At 70.7% G+C, this 17,293-nt stretch carries 11 protein-coding genes; 5 read left to right on the forward strand and 6 right to left on the reverse strand.

Going from position 1 to position 17,293, the window contains the following annotated elements:
- Positions 1–215 precede the first annotated feature (215 nt).
- From ACWBNA_RS06815 to uvrC, 5 genes are all read right to left on the reverse strand, one after another.
- Complete coding sequence (locus ACWBNA_RS06815; protein ID WP_482703294.1) at positions 216–3,164, reverse strand: M14 family metallopeptidase; 2,949 nt, start codon at positions 3,162–3,164, stop codon at positions 216–218.
- 153 nt (positions 3,165–3,317) lie between these two features.
- Positions 3,318–4,307: a DNA-binding protein WhiA gene (gene whiA, locus ACWBNA_RS06820; protein ID WP_482703295.1), complete on the reverse strand. Its 990-nt coding sequence runs from the start codon at positions 4,305–4,307 to the stop codon at positions 3,318–3,320.
- Entirely contained in the window at positions 4,298–5,365 is a 1,068-nt protein-coding gene (locus tag ACWBNA_RS06825) for a gluconeogenesis factor YvcK family protein (RefSeq protein ID WP_482703296.1), read from the reverse strand. The genes whiA and ACWBNA_RS06825 overlap by 10 nt, the downstream gene beginning before the upstream one ends.
- Positions 5,362–6,321: an RNase adapter RapZ gene (gene rapZ, locus ACWBNA_RS06830; protein ID WP_482703297.1), complete on the reverse strand. Its 960-nt coding sequence runs from the start codon at positions 6,319–6,321 to the stop codon at positions 5,362–5,364. Before rapZ ends, ACWBNA_RS06825 begins: the two co-directional genes overlap by 4 nt.
- A complete protein-coding gene (uvrC, locus tag ACWBNA_RS06835; RefSeq protein WP_482703298.1) occupies positions 6,318–8,393 on the reverse strand; it encodes an excinuclease ABC subunit UvrC in 2,076 nt (691 codons plus the stop codon). The genes rapZ and uvrC overlap by 4 nt, the downstream gene beginning before the upstream one ends.
- Positions 8,394–9,009: 616 nt before the next feature.
- Here uvrC and ACWBNA_RS06840 point away from each other — a divergent pair.
- The 3 genes from ACWBNA_RS06840 (at position 9,010) to ACWBNA_RS06850 (ending at position 12,235) form a co-directional block, all read left to right on the forward strand.
- Complete coding sequence (locus ACWBNA_RS06840; protein ID WP_482703299.1) at positions 9,010–9,957, forward strand: hypothetical protein; 948 nt, start codon at positions 9,010–9,012, stop codon at positions 9,955–9,957.
- 218 nt (positions 9,958–10,175) lie between these two features.
- Entirely contained in the window at positions 10,176–11,333 is a 1,158-nt protein-coding gene (locus ACWBNA_RS06845; RefSeq protein WP_482703300.1) for a LacI family DNA-binding transcriptional regulator, read from the forward strand.
- A complete protein-coding gene (locus ACWBNA_RS06850; protein ID WP_482703301.1) occupies positions 11,330–12,235 on the forward strand; it encodes a carbohydrate kinase family protein in 906 nt (301 codons plus the stop codon). Before ACWBNA_RS06845 ends, ACWBNA_RS06850 begins: the two co-directional genes overlap by 4 nt.
- Before the next feature lie 135 nt (positions 12,236–12,370).
- Here the strand turns inward: ACWBNA_RS06850 and uvrA are convergent, their stop codons facing one another.
- The gene (gene uvrA, locus ACWBNA_RS06855) at positions 12,371–15,454 is read right to left on the reverse strand and encodes an excinuclease ABC subunit UvrA (RefSeq protein ID WP_482703302.1); all 3,084 of its coding nucleotides are present in this window, start codon (positions 15,452–15,454) and stop codon (positions 12,371–12,373) included.
- Positions 15,455–15,677: 223 nt separating this feature from the next.
- Between uvrA and ACWBNA_RS06860 the strand changes: the two genes are divergently transcribed.
- The gene (locus tag ACWBNA_RS06860) at positions 15,678–16,364 is read left to right on the forward strand and encodes a maleylpyruvate isomerase family mycothiol-dependent enzyme (protein ID WP_482703303.1); all 687 of its coding nucleotides are present in this window, start codon (positions 15,678–15,680) and stop codon (positions 16,362–16,364) included.
- A 47-nt stretch (positions 16,365–16,411) separates the two neighbouring features.
- Positions 16,412–17,068 (forward strand): MBL fold metallo-hydrolase, encoded by a 657-nt coding sequence (locus tag ACWBNA_RS06865; RefSeq protein WP_482703304.1) that lies wholly within the window; start codon positions 16,412–16,414, stop codon positions 17,066–17,068.
- The last annotated feature ends 225 nt before the right edge of the window (positions 17,069–17,293 follow it).

A 17,293-nucleotide genomic window follows, 5' to 3' on the forward strand; every position in this document is an offset into this window, starting at 1 on the left:
CCTCGTTGGTACGCCGGGTTCGACTCCGGCGAGCTGTATGGGATGTCCCCGACCGCCTACGACCCTACCCCCCTGAGCCCTGCGGAGTGACATCGAGACGGCCCATACACGGCAGTGCGGTCCGTACCCGCCAGTAGGGGTACGGACCGCCCTGGCCCGAAGACCGGATCACCCGATCTGATCACGAAGGATCACACGCTGTTGACCGGGTGGATTCACCCGTCGAGGGCCGCGAGCGCCTTCTTCATCAGAGTCGTCCGCTCGGCCGCCGAGGCGACGTGTTCCAGACCGAAGCCCAGCAGCACGGTGTCGTCCGTGGTGACCGCTCCGTACGTCTGGAAGAGCGCCCCGGTGCGCGCCCAGTCCTTGAGGACGGCCGGGCTGCCCGCGGGCGGTCCGGGCACGCGCCAGACGCCCAGCGACGTCTCGAAGCCCTCGGTCTGGCCGGCGGTGCCGCCGACGACCAGCGAGGCCTCGTCGGCGAGGACGCCGTGGCCGCCGCTGCCCGGGTCGGTGACGTAGCTGATGGAGACCTCGACCGACTTGCCGGCGTACGCGCTCAGGTCGAAGTTCACCTGCTGCCAGCCGCTGGAGGCGCCGGTGAGGGCGTTCCACGCACCGGTGGTGCCGGTCGCGGTGCAGCCGTCGGCCGCCACGGTCAGGTAGTGCTCGAGCTGGGGGTGCTCGCCCACGTAGTACCCGGCCGTGCAGTCCTCGGGTACGGCGGTGCTGCTGGCGCCGCCCGCCTCCGGGAGCGTGGTCCAGTCGCCGGCCCCGGTGGTGTGGGCCTCGACCAGCACGTTGTCGTAGCCGGGCTCGGTGTCCCACAGCAGCCGGGTCCGCAGGGTGGGCGTGTCGGCCGCACTCACCCCCGTCAGGTCGACGGTCCGGGTGAGTCGCTTGTAGGCGTCGTCGGTGTGGACGGCGGCGGCCATGGAGGAGCCCGCGTACGGCCCGTACGGGTTGGGCGTCCCGGCGAACTGCCCCGCGCCCGCACTGGCGAACTGCGGGTGCGTGTCCGCCGGCAGTTCGTCGGACGTCACGCCGTACGTCCCGGCCCGGTCCAGCGGGTTGCCGGCGGCGGGGCCGAGCGCGCCGGTGAAACCGCCGAGCTTGCCGGAGCCGGTGAAGCCGGTGGCCCCAGGGGTCGACGTACGCGTGTAGGCGCCCAGGTAGTACTGACCGAAGTCGTTCGACAGGGTGCCGCCGCCGAGGTCGACGCTGCCGCCGGCCAGCTCGCCGGCCTCGACCAGCTTGCCGCCCTCGTTCAGGAAGGCACGCAGCTGCAGCTGGGTGGCGACGCCCGGGGTGCTCGCGCCGGTGTAGTGGACGACGGTGTCGAAGTGGCTCAGCACGCCGAGCGCGTCGGGCGCGCCCTGGGTGGCGACGTCCCACACCAGCGCCTTGTGGCCGTTCGCCTTCAGCGCGTCGACGTAGGTCTGCGCCTGCGTGGCGGTCGCGCCCTCCTCGGCGACGACGAGGACGTCCGCTCGGGGCCGCTCGGCGATCGTGTAGGTGAAGCGCTCGCTGGAGACCTTCTTGCCGCTCCTGGTCTCCCCGGTGAACCACACCTCGACCGTGTCGCCCGGTTCGCCGTCCTGGACCTCGGCCCGGTACTCGTCGAAGTAGAGGTTGTCCTCACCGCCGTAGGTCTCGCCGCCCTTCCAGGGCTTGAGCGCCTGGTCGTACGTGCGGCCGTCGACGCGGTACTTGAGCTCCTTGTCGCGCACCGACTTGCGGGCGACGACCGAGATCGCCTGGTCGGCGCCGCGCGAGTACGACGTGGAGAACGCCGCCGGGGTGAAGTCGGCGGCGCTCAGGCCGGCCGCGGACTTCGGCTGGTCGGGCTTGGCGGCGGTCTCGGCGAGGGAGAGCGCGAAGGGGATGTTCTTGGCGAACTCCTGCTGGATCAGCTTCTCGTCGTCGGGGAAGTTGAAGACCGACTGGCAGTCCTTCGCGTTCCAGGCGTCGTTCGGATCGAGGTCCGAGGCGGTCTGACAGGTCGACATCTCGGGGGTGAACATCGCCATGCCGTTGACGTTGGCCGCGTGGCCGTCGGCCTCGCCGTTGGTGGTGTACAGCTCCGAGGAGACCTGCGGGTGGTAGCCGGGGATCGCGGAGTTCTCCGGGGTGCCGGCGAGCGCCTCGTAGAGCACGTCGTCCGGGGTGGGGGTGGCGACCTGCCAGCCGACCCCGTAGAGCAGGAGTTCGGCGGCGGAGTGGTAGTTGATGCCGTACGTGAAGCCGATCCGCTTCTGGAAGGCGTCCAGAGCCTGGGTCTCGGGCTCGGAGCCGGGGGCGCTGCCGCGGTAGGTCTGGCTGGTGGGGTTGGGGGACGAACCCTCGTCGTCGTAGCCCCACTTGTAGGCGAAGTTGCGGTTGAGGTCCACGCCGTCGCCGGTGGTGATGGCCCCGTCGCCGTTGTTGTCGCGCAGGTTCTTGCGCCACAGCCGGTTGTCGGAGTTCTGGAAGGTGTAGTCGTAGCCGTCGGGGTTGGCCGAGAGCACGAACCACAGCTCGGTCGAGTCGACGAGCTTCTTGATCTTCTTGTCCGTCTTGTAGTTGTCCAGGTAGTGGTGCATCAGCCGGCGGGTCATCTCCGGCGTGATCCACTCGCGCGCGTGCTGGTTGGACAGGTACAGGACGGACGGCTTGGAGCCGTCCTCGGACTTCTTGGCGCCCTTGGTCATCTTCAGGGCCAGGATGTCCTGGCCGTTGACCGTCCTGCCGATGGAGACGACCTTGGTGAGGTCGGGGTTCTCCTGCCCGGCCTTGACGATCTCCTCCTTCAGACCGCCGCTTCCGCTGTACGGGCGGAACACGCCCTCGGCGGCGGCCTCGACGCGGTTCTCGGCCTTGGCGGTCAGCTTGTTCTCGGTGAGGTCGACGCCCTGGTCCTCGAGCTTCTGGGCCTGCTGGTCGGTGAGGTAGACCTCGACCGTGCCCTTGCCCTTCTCGGGTACCTGCTCACCGAGTTCGTGGCCGTCCTGGCCGGCCGCCAGCAGCAGGGGTACCTGCTTCTGCGTGACGTCGGCGCGGAAGACCTTGACCTCGTTCGGATCGGGAGAGCCTTCGCTCCCTGCGGCCTGGGCGATGGGTGCGATTCCCGCACCGCCCAGCAGGAGCGCGCCAACAGCGAGGATCGGTCTCGCTTTTCGTCTCATGAACCCCCCTAGCAGTGGTTCGCCACGTCGGCGAACAGATGCCAGGCTCATGTCAGTCCATGATCCAGTCAAGGGTGCCTCAACGACACGCAAACGCCGGTGCAGATCACCCAAGTGGGCGTCGGCACCGGCGTGTTGAACGTACCGCGCGGGTCACCCCACGAGGTTGTCCGCCATCTCCTCGGTGATGCTGGACTCCGTGCCCGGGATGCCGAGGTCCTGGGCCCGCTTGTCGGCCATCGCCAGCAGGCGGCGGATACGGCCGGCCACGGCGTCCTTGGTCAGCGGCGGGTCGGCGAGCGCGCCCAGCTCCTCCAGGGAGGCCTGCTTGTGGTCCATGCGCAGCCGGCCGGCGGCGGCCAGGTGCTCGGGGACGTCGTCGGCGAGGATCTCCAGGGCGCGCTGGACGCGGGCACCGGCGGCGACGGCCGCGCGCGCGGAGCGGCGCAGGTTGGCGTCGTCGAAGTTGGCGAGACGGTTCGCCGTGGCCCGCACCTCGCGGCGCATCCGGCGCTCCTCCCAGGCCAGCACCGACTCGTGGGCGCCGAGCCGGGTCAGCAGGGCGCCGATCGCGTCACCGTCACGGACGACGACCCGGTCCACTCCCCGCACCTCGCGGGCCTTCGCGGCGATCGACAGGCGGCGGGCCGCGCCGACCAGGGCGAGCGCGGCCTCGGGACCCGGGCACGTCACCTCCAGGGAGGAGGAACGGCCCGGCTCGGTGAGCGAGCCGTGCGCCAGGAAGGCACCGCGCCAGGCGGCCTCCGCGTCACAGGTGGCGCCGGAGACGACCTGCGGGGGCAGGCCGCGGATCGGGCGGCCCCGGCCGTCGACCAGGCCGGTCTGCCGGGCCAGCTGGTCACCGCCGGCGACCACCCGCACCACGTAGCGCGAGCCGCGGCGCAGTCCGCCGGGCGCCATCACGATCAGTTCGGAGCTGTGGCCGAAGATCTCCAGAGTGTCCCGCTTGAGGCGGCGGGCCGCCATCGCGGTGTCCAGCTCCGCCTCGATCACGATGCGCCCGCTCACCAGGTGGAGGCCGCCGGCGAACCGCAGAATGGCGGAGACCTCCGCCTTCCTGCAGCAGGTACGGGTGACGGGGAGCCGGGAGATCTCGTCCTTCACCGCTGCCGTCATCGCCATGGGCCGATCCTTCCATGCATCCGAAAAATACGGTCGTACGCGGCGGCCAACAGCTCCGGGTCGTGCCGAGGAGTTTCGTCACCCCGGGCGACCGGGGCCAGCTCGACCGCGGCACCGAGCCGCTTGGCGGCCTCGGTCAGCACTTCGCGGTCGGGCACGGCGGCCTCGTCGGCCAGCACCACGTCCAGGGCGAGTTTAGGGGCGTGTCGTCCCAAAACCTCCAAATGACGCTGCGGGGAGAAGCCATCGGTTTCTCCCGGCTGCGGGGCGAGGTTCAAGGAGAGCACCCGCCGCGCCTTCGTCTGGGTGAGCGCGTCCAGGAGTTCGGGCACGAGCAGATGCGGGATCACCGAGGAGAACCAGGAGCCCGGACCGAGAACCACCCAGTCCGCGTCGAGGACGGCCGCCACCGCCTCCGGCACCGCGGGCGGGTCGGGCGGCACCAGGTGCACGGACTGCACCTCGCCCGGCGTGAGGGCGACGGTCGCCTGTCCCCGCACGGTCTCGACGTCCTCAGGCCGGTCCGGGTCATGGCCCTTGACCAGGGCCTGGAGCTCCAGCGGTACGGCGGACATGGGCAGCACGCGCCCGTGCGCGCCCAGCAGCCTGCCGACCAGGTCGAGAGCCTGGACGTGGTCGCCGAGCTGCTCCCACAGGGCCACGATCAGCAGATTGCCGACCGCGTGTTCGTGCAGATCGCCCTTGGACTGGAAGCGGTGCTGGATGACCCGGGCCCAGGTCTGGCCCCAGTCGTCGTCTCCGCACAGCGCGGCCAGGGCCTTGCGCAGGTCCCCCGGCGGCAGCACCCCCAGCTCGTCGCGCAGGCGTCCGCTGGAGCCGCCGTCGTCGGCCACGGTGACGACGGCGGTGAGATCGCCGGTGATCCGGCGCAGTGCGGCGAGCGAGGCGGACAGGCCCATGCCGCCGCCGAGGGCGACCACCTTGGGCTGGGCGCCACGACGGCGGGGTTTGGCGCCACGGGCCTCGACGGGCCGGCTCGCGCGCCCCTCGGGCACGGCCCGGCGCAGCTTGCTCAGCCGCGGAGTACGTCCCGTCATTCCCGTCCCATGTCCCGGTGCACGACCACCGTCTCCACGCCCTCGGCCGCGAGGCGCGCGGCCAGCTTCTCCGAGGTGGCGACCGATCGGTGCTTGCCGCCGGTGCAGCCGATGGCGATGGTCACGTACCTCTTGCCCTCACGGCGGTAGCCGGCCGCGATGAGCCTGAGCAGCTCGGCGTACCGGTCGAGGAACTCCTTGGCGCCGGGCTGGTTGAAGACGTACGCGGCGACCTCCTCGTTGAGGCCGGAGAAGGGGCGCAGCTCCGGGACCCAGTGCGGGTTGGGCAGGAAGCGCATGTCCGCGACCAGGTCGGCGTCGACCGGGAGGCCGTACTTGAAGCCGAAGGACATGACGGTGGCCCGCAGCTCGGGCTCCTCCTCGCCCGCGAACTGGGCGTCCATCTTGGCGCGCAGCTCGTGCACGTTCAGGCTGGAGGTGTCGATCACCAGGTCGGCGTCGCCGCGCAGCTCGCGCAGCAGCTCCCGCTCGGCGGCGATGCCGTCGACGATGCGGCCGTCGCCCTGGAGGGGGTGCGGGCGGCGCACCGACTCGAAGCGGCGCACCAGGGCGTCGTCCGAGGACTCCAGGAAGACGATCCGCCGGGTGACCTGCCTGCTGTCCAGGTCGGCGAGGGACTCGCGGAGGTTGTCGAAGAAGCGGCGCCCCCGGACGTCGACGACGACCGCGATCCGCGCCACGTTGCCCTGGGAGCGGGCGCCGAGCTCCACCATCGTGGGGATCAGCGCGGGCGGGAGGTTGTCGACGACGAACCAGCCGAGGTCCTCCAGACACTTGGCGGCCGTGGAGCGGCCGGCCCCGGACATGCCGGAGATGATCACCAGCTCGGGGATGGCCGCCTCCGGGACCGCGGCCGTCTCGTTGGGCGTGCCCGTACTCACCTGTGCTCCGTCTCCGGCTTGGTTTTGTTGCACATCGCGCTCGTTCACATTCATGTCTCCTGCCCCCGTCGTTCGTCCGGGGCGCCCGTCGTCACGGGCTCCCCACTGGAACCCATGGTGTCGGGTTCCTCTTCCATGATCTCTCCAGTCGCCGTGTTCACCGCCGGCGTGGCCGGAGCCGTCCGGGCAAGGGCCACGGCGATCGTCTCGGCCGTCTTGCGGCCTATGCCGGGAACCTCACAGATCTGGTCGATGGTGGCGGATCGCAGTTTCTTCAACGAACCGAAATGCTTCAGCACTGCCTGCTTGCGCGCATCCCCGAGCCCCGGGACGTCGTCCAGAGGGCTCGCCCGGAAGCGCTTGGCGCGTTTGGTGCGCTGATAGGTGATCGCGAAGCGGTGCGCCTCGTCGCGGACGCGCTGGAGGAGGTAGAGGCCCTCGCTGCTGCGGGGCAGGACCACCGGGTCGTCGTCGTGCGGCAGCCAGACCTCCTCCAGGCGCTTGGCCAGGCCGCAGACGGCGATGTCGTCGATGCCGAGCTCGTCGAGGGCCTTCTTGGCGGCGGCCACCTGGGGCTGCCCGCCGTCGACGACGACGAGCTGGGGCGGGTAGGCGAAGCGCTTGGGGCGGCCGTCGTCGTCCTTGAGGCCGTTGCCGTCGTTGAGGCCGTTGCCCGCCAGGCCGTCGTCGAGGCCGTCCTCTCCGTCGGTCCACTCCCCCGTCCGCTCCTTCTCGGCGAGGTAGCGCCGGAAGCGCCGGGTAAGCACCTCGTGCATGGAGCGGACGTCGTCCTGTCCCTCGAAGCCCTTGATCTGGAAGCGGCGGTACTCGCTCTTGCGCTGGAGCCCGTCCTCGAAGACGACCATGGACGCCACCACGTCGTCACCCTGGAGGTGCGAGATGTCGTAGCACTCGATCCTGAGCGGGGCGCTGTCCAGGTCCAGGGCCTCGGCGATCTCCTCCAGCGCGCGCGAGCGCGTGGTCAGGTCGGACGCGCGCTTGGTCTTGTGCAGGGCGAGCGCCTGGAGCGCGTTGCGCTGCACGGTCTCCATGAGGGCCTTCTTGTCGCCCCGCTGCGGGATGCGCAGCGACACGTTGGAGCCTCGGCGCACGGTCAGCCACTCCTGGACCGGTTCCACCGGGTCGGGCAGGGCCGGGACGAGGACCTCCTTGGGGACCGAGTCGCCGGTCTCCTCGCCGTAGAGCTGCTGGAGGGCGTGCTCCACCAGGGCTCCGGTGGTGATCTCCTCGACCTTGTCGGTGACCCAGCCACGCTGGCCGCGTACTCGTCCGCCGCGGACGTGGAAGATCTGCACGGCGGCTTCCAGCTCGTCCTCGGCGACCGCGATGAGGTCGGCGTCGGTCGCGTCGGCGAGCACGACCGCGCTCTTCTCCATGGCCTTCTTCAGGGCCTCGATGTCGTCGCGCAGGCGGGCCGCCCGCTCGTACTCCATCTCCTCGGCCGCGTCGGTCATCTGCTTCTCGAGGCGGCGGATGTACGTGCCTGTACGGCCCGCCATGAAGTCGCTGAACTCCTCGGCGAGTTCGCGGTGCTCTTCGGCGGAGACGCGGTCGACGCAGGGTGCGGAGCACTTGCCGATGTAGCCGAGCAGGCAGGGGCGGCCGGTGCGGGCGGCGTTCTTGAAGACGCCGGCCGAGCAGGTGCGGACCGGGAAGACGCGCAGCAGGAGGTCGACGGTGTCACGGATCGCCCACGCGTGGCCGTACGGCCCGAAGTAGCGCACGCCCTTCTTCTTCTGACCGCGCATCACCTGTACGCGCGGGAACTCCTCGTTCATCGTCACCGCGAGGTACGGGTAGCTCTTGTCGTCGCGGTACTTGACGTTGAACCGGGGGTCGTACTCCTTGATCCAGGAGTACTCCAGCTGGAGGGCCTCGACCTCGGTGGACACCACCGTCCACTCCACGGACGCTGCCGTGGTGACCATGGTGCGGGTGCGGGGGTGCAGGCCCGCCAGGTCCTGGAAGTAGTTCGCCAGGCGCTGGCGCAGGCTCTTCGCCTTTCCGACGTAGATCACCCTGCGGTGCTCGTCACGGAACCTGTACACCCCGGGAGAGTCCGGGATCTGTCCCGGCTTGGGGCGGTAGCTGGAGGGGTCGGCCATGTCTCACACCCTACTGGCGGGGGGTGACAGCGCGGCGAGCCCGTGGACGGGCCGACGCTCTCAGCGAGACTCCTGAAGGGTGCGAACCGCCGGTACCCGTCAGTGGCCGCCGGTGTCCTCCTGGAGGGCGAGCAGCTGCCCGGGATGGTGCGGGCGGGCCCCCTTCCCAGCTTTCGGCTTCCGGATACCTGCATCCGGCTTCCGGCTTCCGGCTTCCGGCTTCCGGCATCAGGCATCAGGCTTGGCCTGGTCCTCGGGTGGAGTCGTCCGCATCCGTGACCCGGCTCACAAGGAGATGGCCGGCCGACCTTGCGTCTGCTCGCCGACAGCTGCCGGAGGGCTCGTCGGCGACCGGGCCGAGGAGCCGGTCGCATGAGCGGATTCCCGCCCAGCGGATTTCCGCCCAGGTCGGCGTGGCGCGAAGTCGGCCAGGGGTGCACCACGGTTGGGCATCAGGTGTTGTCGGGGCTTGGTCAACACGCTTCAATGCGGGGGAACTCGGGGCCCTGAACGTCGGCGTACGGATGTGAAGACCCCCGGCGCCGCACCGGTGGTCCTGACGACTCCCGCGAACGGTCTGACCAGCCGTTGTGAACTTTCACAGAAAGGCCCCTGCATGCCGCACGCCACACAGCACGCGGACGTCGCCACCGCGGAACTGGACGCGGCCCTGCGTGTCGGCCCCTTCCATGTCGCGCTGCGCGCCGCGATCGCCGCCCGCGGGCTGCCGCTGCAGCGCGTGCAGCACCATCTGTCGCGTCACGGGGTCAAGGTCGGCGTGACTAGTCTGAGTTACTGGCAACAGGGCGCCCGGCGCCCGCAACGCCCGGAGTCTCTGCGGGCCGTCCGGGCGCTGGAGGAGATCCTCCAGCTGCCGGAGGAGTCGCTGATCCGGCTGCTCGCCCAGACCGACGAGGATCCGGCCGCACCGCGGCCCGCGGCACGCTCCTACCGTTCCCTCGTCGAGGCCTCCGGCGTCCTGGAACACCTGCTGGCCGAGCTGGGCTCGCCGCTCGACGGCGGGCTGCACACCCTCGGGCACCACGAGCGGGTTCGGATCGGCGGGCGCCGCGAGCTGGCGGGGCGCGAGTCGCACCACATCGTGCGCGCCCACCGGGACGGCGTCGACCGCTTCCTGGCCGTCCACCACGGGGACCCGGGGTGCGCCCCGGAGCGCATGACCGTCCACGCCGTGGAGAACTGCCGGACGGGACGTGTGTGTTCCGACCACGACACCGGGGTGCTCGTGGCCGAACTGCTCTTCGACACCCGGCTGCGGGCCGGTGACACGTTCCTCTTCCGCTACGGAGTCGAGGACGGCACGGCCGGTGTCTCACGGGAGTACGTGCGCGGTTTCGGTCCGGCGGGCGGCCAGTACGCGCTCCAGGTGCGCTTCGACGAGCACGCGCTGCCGGTGCGCTGCCACCGGTTCGCCCAGCACTCCGCCGCGGCGCCGCGCAGCGGGCGTCAGGAGCTGGCCCTGACCGGCCGGCATCACTCCGTGCACCTCGTCGAGCCCCGGGTCCGGTCCGGGGTCGTGGGGATCGGGTGGGACTGGGAGTGACCCGTCGCCCTTGGACCGGTGACCGCAACCGCACGTAAGCGTTTGCGCAAGCGTTTACGTGGAGCTCGGTATGCGATACGTTCCCGGGGGGCTGGTGCCGGGGCTGGTGTCTGGCTGGGTGTCTTGGCCGGTGCCTGGGCAGCTTCCGCGCCGGTGCAGCTCTCGCTGCCTCTGCTCTGCCGCTTCCGCTTCCGCTACCCGTTCCGGGAGGAGGGCCCATGCCGACCATGGCCGACGTCGCGCGCAGCGCCGGCGTGTCCGTGGCGACCGTCTCGCACGTGCTGAACGGCACCCGGCCGGTCCTGCCGCACACCCGCCAGGCCGTGCTGGACGCCGTCGAGGAGCTCGGCTACACGCCCAACACCCTCGCCCGCTCCCTGGTGACCTCCCGCACCCGGTCGGTCGGCCTGGCGGTGTCGGCGATCAGCAACCCGTACTTCACGGAGATCCTCCAGGGAGTCGAGGCCGCCGCCCTGGAGCACGGCTACAGCCTGCTCATCGCCGACCCGCACGACGACCCGGAGCACGAGCTCAAGGTCGTCCAGCTCCTGCACGAACGGCGGGTGGACGGCATGATCGTCGCGCCCTCCGCCGACCCGCGGGAGCTCGTCGCCTACCTCACGCGTCATGACGTACCGGCTGTTTTCCTCGACCGGGTGATCGACTCTTCCGAGGACCGCACACCGCGCTTCGACCAGGTCTGCGCCGACAGCGCCGAACCCACGGCCCAGCTGGTCACCCATCTCGCCGGGCTCGGTCACCGGCGGATCGCCCTGGTCGCGGGCCGGGCCGGGCTGAGCACCACCCGCGAGCGGATCACCGGGTACCGGCACGGCCTGGCCGCCGCCGGGTACCCCTATGACGAACGCCTCGTCGTGCACGGCGACTCCGACTCGGACGGGGGCGAACGGGCCACCGCGGACCTGCTGTCCCTCGCCGCCCCGCCCACCGCGCTCGTCACCGCGAACAACGCGATGACCATCGGCGCCCTGCGCGCTCTGCGCGGGCGCGGCCTGTCCGTGCCGGACGACATCGCGCTGTGCTGCTTCGACGACTTCGTCTGGGCCGACCTGTTCACTCCGCGGCTCACCGCGATCGCCCAGCCCAGCAAGGAGATCGGCGCCCGGGCGTTCCACGTGCTCCTGGAGCGTCTCGCCACGCCGGACCGGCCGGCCCGCACCGTGCGGCTCGCCTGCACGTTCGTCCACCGCGCCTCGTGCGGCTGCGCCGACGAGCCGAAGCCGTCGGCGCGGGACTCCCAGCTCCCTCTGTCTTCGCGGTCCGCTCAGCCGTCCCAGTCCCCTCAGTCGCTGCGGTCCTCACAGCCGTCACAGCCCTTGCAGCCCTCGCAGTCCGAGAGAGGAACCGTCGCGTGATCGTCGTCGCCGGAGAGGCCCTGATCGACCTGGTGCCGCAGGGTACGGGCGCCCTCGCGGGCCTGAAGCCGGCGCTCGGCGGCGGCCCGTACAACACGGCCCTGGCCCTCGGCCGGCTCGGCTCCCCCACGGCCTTCTGCTCCCGCATCTCGTACGACGCCTTCGGCGAGGCGCTGCTCGACGGGCTGCGGGCGGCGGGGGTGGACGTGACGGCCGTACAGCGCGGCACGGAGCCGACCACGCTCGCGGTCGCCACCGTCGACACGCACGGCTCGGCCGCCTACTCCTTCTACGTCGACGGCACCGCGGACCGGCTGTTCACCACGCCCTCGGAGCTGCTCCCGGAGACCCGGGCGATCTCCTTCGGAACCTGCTCACTCGTCCTGGAGCCGGGCGCGAGCGCCTACGAGGAGCTGATGCGGAGCGCGTCCGCGCACGGCGTGTTCACCGCGCTCGACCCGAACATCCGGGCGGGTCTGATCCCCGACGCGGACGCCTACCGGGCCCGCTTCAAGAGCTGGCTGCCGTCGGTGTCGCTGCTCAAGCTCTCCGAAGAGGACGCGCTGTGGCTGGGCGGTACCCCGCGCGAGTGGCTGGCCGCGGGGCCCTCGGCCGTCGTGATCACGCAGGGCGGCGACGGACTGACGGCCTTCACCAGGGACGGGGCGGTGCACGCGGTGCCGGGCGAGAAGGTCGACGTCGTGGACACGATCGGCGCCGGTGACACCGTGAACGCGGCCCTGCTGCACGGCCTGTCCGCCCGTGACGCCCTGTCTCCGGAGGCGCTCGCCGGCCTGGGCGCGGACGGCTGGGCGGAGCTGTTGAGGTTCGCGGCGCGGGCGGCGGCGATCACGTGCTCACGCGCGGGGGCGGAGCCGCCGTACGCGGCGGAGCTGGCCTGAGGCCCCGCGTTCTGTTGGACGGGGCAGCCTTCGCAGGTGGTCTGGGCCGCTGCGGGCTGTTTGCCCGCACCCCGCAGCGGTCCCTCTCGGCGCTCCCTTGTCCGGCTCTCCCTGCCAGGTGTCCGGCTCTGCCCGTCAGGCCTTGCGGGCCCGGGTCGCCTTCTTCGCAGGCGCCGCCTTCTTCGTCGCCGCGGTCGCCTTCTTGGCCGCCGTGGTGTCGACGACCTTGGCGGTCTTCGCGGTGGTCGTACTGGCCGTCGCCGTCTTCCTCACCGCCGATGTGGCCGCCACCGCCTTCTTGGCAGCCGCCGTCTTGGCCATCGTCTTCCTGGCCGCCGTGTTGCGCGGGGCCTTCACCGGCGCCGCGTCACTGATCCGGTCGGAGTCGAGGATCTCCCGGAGGAACTTGCCGGTGTGGCTGGCCGGGACCCCGGCGACCTGCTCGGGCGTGCCCTCGGCGACGACCAGGCCGCCGCCGGCGCCACCCTCGGGTCCCATGTCGACGACCCAGTCGGCGGTCTTGATCACGTCGAGGTTGTGCTCGATGACGATGACCGTGTTGCCCTTGTCGACGAGACCGGCCAGGACGGTGAGCAGCTTGCTGATGTCCTCGAAGTGCAGACCGGTGGTCGGCTCGTCCAGGACGTAGACCGTGCGTCCGGTGGAGCGCTTCTGGAGCTCGCTGGCGAGCTTCACCCGCTGGGCCTCGCCGCCGGAGAGGGTGGTCGCCGACTGACCGAGACGGACGTAGCCGAGCCCGACGTCGTTGAGCGTCCTCAGGTGGCGGGAGATCGCCGGCACGGCCTCGAAGAAGTGCATGGCTTCCTCGATCGGCATGTTCAGGATGTCGGCGATGGACTTGCCCTTGTAGTGGACGTCCAGGGTCTCCCGGTTGTACCGGGCACCGTGGCAGACCTCGCACGGGACGTACACGTCCGGGAGGAAGTTCATCTCGATCTTGATCGTGCCGTCGCCCGCGCAGTTCTCGCAGCGGCCGCCCTTGACGTTGAAGGAGAAGCGGCCGGGCAGGTAGCCGCGGACCTTCGCCTCGGTGGTCTCGGCGAACAGCTTGCGGACGTGGTCGAAGACGCCGGTGTACGTCGCAGGGTTCGAGCGGGGCGTACGGCCGATGGGCGACTGGTCGACGTGTACGACCTTGTCGACGAGGTCGTCGCCGTCCACGCGCGTGTGCCGTCCCGGAACGCTCCGGGCGCCGTTGAGCTCGCGGGCCAGGTGCGTGTACAGGATGTCGTTGACCAGCGTCGACTTGCCGGAGCCGGACACGCCCGTGACCGCGGTGAACACGCCCAGCGGGAAGGACACGTCGATGTCCTGGAGGTTGTTCTCGCGGGCGCCGTGCACCGTGAGCCGGCGGGACGGGTCCTGTGGGCGCCGCACGTCGGGCAGCGGGATGGCCTTCTTGCCGGACAGGTACTGACCGGTCATCGACTCGGGGTTGGCGAGCAGCTCCTTCAGGGAGCCGCTGTGCACGACCTTGCCGCCGTGCTCGCCCGCGCCGGGGCCGATGTCGACGATCCAGTCGGCGACCTTGATGGTGTCCTCGTCGTGCTCGACGACGATCAGCGTGTTGCCCATGTCGCGCAGCCGGACCAGCGTCTCGATGAGCCGGTGGTTGTCGCGCTGGTGCAGGCCGATGGACGGCTCGTCGAGGACGTACAGGACGCCGACGAGGCCGGAGCCGATCTGGGTGGCGAGGCGGATGCGCTGGGCCTCGCCGCCGGAGAGGGTGCCGGCCGCGCGGTTCAGCGAGAGGTAGTCCAGGCCGACGTCGACCAGGAACTTGAGCCGCTCGTTGACCTCCTTCAGCACGCGCTCGGCGATCTTCTTGTCGCGGGCGCTCAGCTTCAGCTCGCCCAGGAAGTCCGCGCAGTCGCTGATGGACATCCCGGAGACCTCGGCGATCGACTTCCCCATGACGGTGACCGCGAGGACCACCGGCTTGAGGCGCGTGCCCTCACAGGTGGGGCAGGGCACCTCGCGCATGTAGCCCTCGAAGCGCTCCCGGCTGGCGTCGCTCTCTGACTCGCTGTGCCGGCGCTTGACGAACGGGACGGCGCCTTCGAAGGGCGTGGTGTACACGCGCTCGCGGCCGTAGCGGTTGCGGTAGCGGACCTCGATCTGCGTCTTGTGGCCGTGGAGCAGGGCCTTCTTGGCGCGCTGCGGCAGACCGGCGAAGGGGATGTCCGTACGGAATCCCAGGGCGTCCGCGAGGGCACCGATCAGGCGGCCGAAGTAGTCCTTGGTGTGACCGTGCGACCAGGGGTGGATGGCGCCCTCGTCGAGGGACTTGTCCTCGTCCGGGACGATCAGCTCCGGGTCGACCTCCATGCGGGTGCCGATGCCGGTGCACTCGGGGCAGGCGCCGAAGGGGGAGTTGAAGGAGAAGGAGCGGGGCTCCAGCTCTTCGAAGGACAGGTCGTCGTACGCGCAGTACAGGTGCTCGGAGTACATGCGCTCGCGCTCCGGGTCGTCCTCGGGGAGGTCGACGAAGTCGAGTACGACCATGCCGCCGGACAGGCCGAGCGCGGTCTCCACGGAGTCGGTGAGGCGACGCTTGGCTGAGTCCTTCACCGTGAGGCGGTCGATGACCACCTCGATGGTGTGCTTCTCCTGCTTCTTCAGCGTGGGCGGGTTGGAGAGCTGGATCGTCTCGCCGTCGACCCGCGCGCGGGAGTAGCCCTTGGTCTGCAGATCGGCGAAGAGGTCGACGAACTCGCCCTTGCGCTCACGGACGAGCGGCGACAGCACCTGGAAGCGGCTCCCCTCCGGCAGCTCCAGGACCTTGTCGACGATGGCCTGCGGCGACTGGCGCGAGATCGGGCGGCCGCACTCGGGGCAGTGCGGCTTGCCGATGCGCGCGAAGAGCAGTCGCAGATAGTCGTAGACCTCGGTGATGGTGCCGACCGTCGAGCGCGGGTTGCGCGAGGTCGACTTCTGGTCGATGGAGACCGCGGGCGAGAGGCCCTCGATGAAGTCGACGTCCGGCTTGTCCATCTGACCGAGGAACTGGCGGGCGTACGAGGAGAGCGACTCCACGTAGCGCCGCTGGCCCTCGGCGAAGATGGTGTCGAAGGCCAGGGAGGACTTGCCCGACCCGGACAGGCCCGTGAAGACGATGAGCGAGTCGCGAGGCAGGTCGAGCGAGACGTTCTTCAGGTTGTGCTCGCGCGCGCCACGGACGATGAGACGGTCGGCCACGCCGGTCCGCACCTTTCTTGAGAGAAGTGACAGGGGCGGGGCCCCCGTGCTTTCTCAGACTAGGGGGAGCCACTGACAACGCCGGTCGGATTCCCGGATGCATAACAATCCCCGGCTCTCCAGCATGCCCGACGCCACGCCCGACCATATAGCACGTGCATTCGATTTACGGCGCTGCTTCACCACCTTCACCCGAAGGTGTGGCGGAGCTAGGGTCAGCACCATGATTGATCACGCGCATGACCTGGCGTCTGTACGTGACGCTACCGAACGCTTGCTCATCGCAGTCGCCAAACTGGACAACTCGGCTGTGACGGAGATGTCACGGCTGCCCGGCTGGAGCCGCGGCCACATCCTCGCCCACCTGGCCCGCAACGCGGACGCCCTGGTGAACGTCCTCGAAGGCCGTCCCATGTACGCCTCCGCCGACGCCCGGGACAGCGACATCGAGCGGGACGCCCCACGCCCCCTCGCCGTCCAGCTCACCGACCTCCGCGACAGCGCGGCGCGCTTCCAGGAGGCGGGGGCCGGACCGGTGGACTGGTCGCGCACGGTGGAGCTGCGCAACGGGGTCACCGACTCCGCGTCCCGGGTGCCGTTCCGGCGCTGGATCGAGGTGGAACTGCACCACGTCGACCTCGCCATCGGGTACGAGCTGGAGGATCTCCCCGAGGAGTTCACCCGGCGCGAGATCGACTTCCTCGCCGACCGCTTCCGGGGCCATCCCGGCGTACCCGCCGTGCTGATCGAGCAGGACGACCATCGCCCCATCCGAACCGGCCGCGACGGGGCGGCCCGGATCACCGTCACCGGCAGCCGGGCCGACCTGCTGGGCTGGCTCGCGGGGCGCCGCGACGGATCCGGTCTGACCGCGGCCGGCGGCGCGCTGCCGGCCCTTCCCCCGCTGTAGTCCGCTCCGCCTCGGCCGGGCCCCTCCCCCGCTATAGGCTGAACGTCATGACGTACAGCGGAGCGGTGACGGTCGGCGGCCCGGCCGATGTGCACGAACTGCGAGACCTGATGATCACGAAGATCGCGGTCGGTCCGATGGACAACAACGCCTATGTGCTGCGCTGCCGGGCCACGGACGAGCAGCTGCTCATCGACGCCGCCAACGACGCCGGCACCCTCCTCGGCAGCATCGGCGAGGACGGCATCGCCTCGGTCGTCACCACGCACCAGCACGGTGACCACTGGCAGGCGCTCGCCGAGGTCGTCGCGGCCACGGGCGCGCGCACGTACGCGGGACGGGACGACGCCGACGGCATCCCGGTACCGACCGACGTCCTGGTCGACGACGGCGACATCATCCGCGTGGGGCGTGTGGAGCTCACCGCGCGCCATCTCGTCGGCCACACGCCGGGCTCGATCGCCCTCGTCTACGACGACCCGCACGGGCATCCGCACGTGTTCACCGGCGACTGCCTGTTCCCCGGCGGGGTGGGCAACACCCGCAAGGACCCGAAGGCGTTCGCCAGCCTGATCCACGACGTCGAGACGAAGATCTTCGCCGCCCTCCCCGACGAGACATGGGTGTACCCCGGACACGGCAACGACACGAGCCTGGGCGCGGAGCGGCCGCACCTGCCGGAGTGGCGCGCGCGGGGCTGGTGAGCGCCCGTCAGGCGGGGCACATGAGCACCCGGCGCCCCGCTCGATGAGAGCTGGACCCGCGCGAACCCGGCGTGAACCCTTGCGCACACGGCACTGTGCGCGCTCCCGGCGCGCATGGGTTCGCAGTCAACTGGTGGCAGCCCCCGCACCGGATGATCTCCCCCGAGCGGAGCCGGTGAGCATCCCGCGCGCGGGAGTGGTGAGTACCCGGCGCGTTGCGTAGAT

Source organism: Streptomyces sp. Q2, from assembly GCF_056820935.1.

Coding starts and splice junctions, on each gene's coding strand:
- ACWBNA_RS06825 (WP_482703296.1), bottom strand. CDS start 5,365: ATGACGGGACGTACTCCGCGGCTGAGCAAGCTGCGCCGGGCCGTGCCC.
- uvrC (WP_482703298.1), bottom strand. CDS start 8,393: ATGGCCGACCCCTCCAGCTACCGCCCCAAGCCGGGACAGATCCCGGAC.
- ACWBNA_RS06815 (WP_482703294.1), bottom strand. CDS start 3,164: ATGAGACGAAAAGCGAGACCGATCCTCGCTGTTGGCGCGCTCCTGCTG.
- ACWBNA_RS06845 (WP_482703300.1), top strand. CDS start 10,176: ATGCCGACCATGGCCGACGTCGCGCGCAGCGCCGGCGTGTCCGTGGCG.
- ACWBNA_RS06865 (WP_482703304.1), top strand. CDS start 16,412: ATGACGTACAGCGGAGCGGTGACGGTCGGCGGCCCGGCCGATGTGCAC.
- whiA (WP_482703295.1), bottom strand. CDS start 4,307: ATGGCGATGACGGCAGCGGTGAAGGACGAGATCTCCCGGCTCCCCGTC.
- rapZ (WP_482703297.1), bottom strand. CDS start 6,321: ATGAATGTGAACGAGCGCGATGTGCAACAAAACCAAGCCGGAGACGGA.
- ACWBNA_RS06840 (WP_482703299.1), top strand. CDS start 9,010: ATGCCGCACGCCACACAGCACGCGGACGTCGCCACCGCGGAACTGGAC.
- ACWBNA_RS06860 (WP_482703303.1), top strand. CDS start 15,678: ATGATTGATCACGCGCATGACCTGGCGTCTGTACGTGACGCTACCGAA.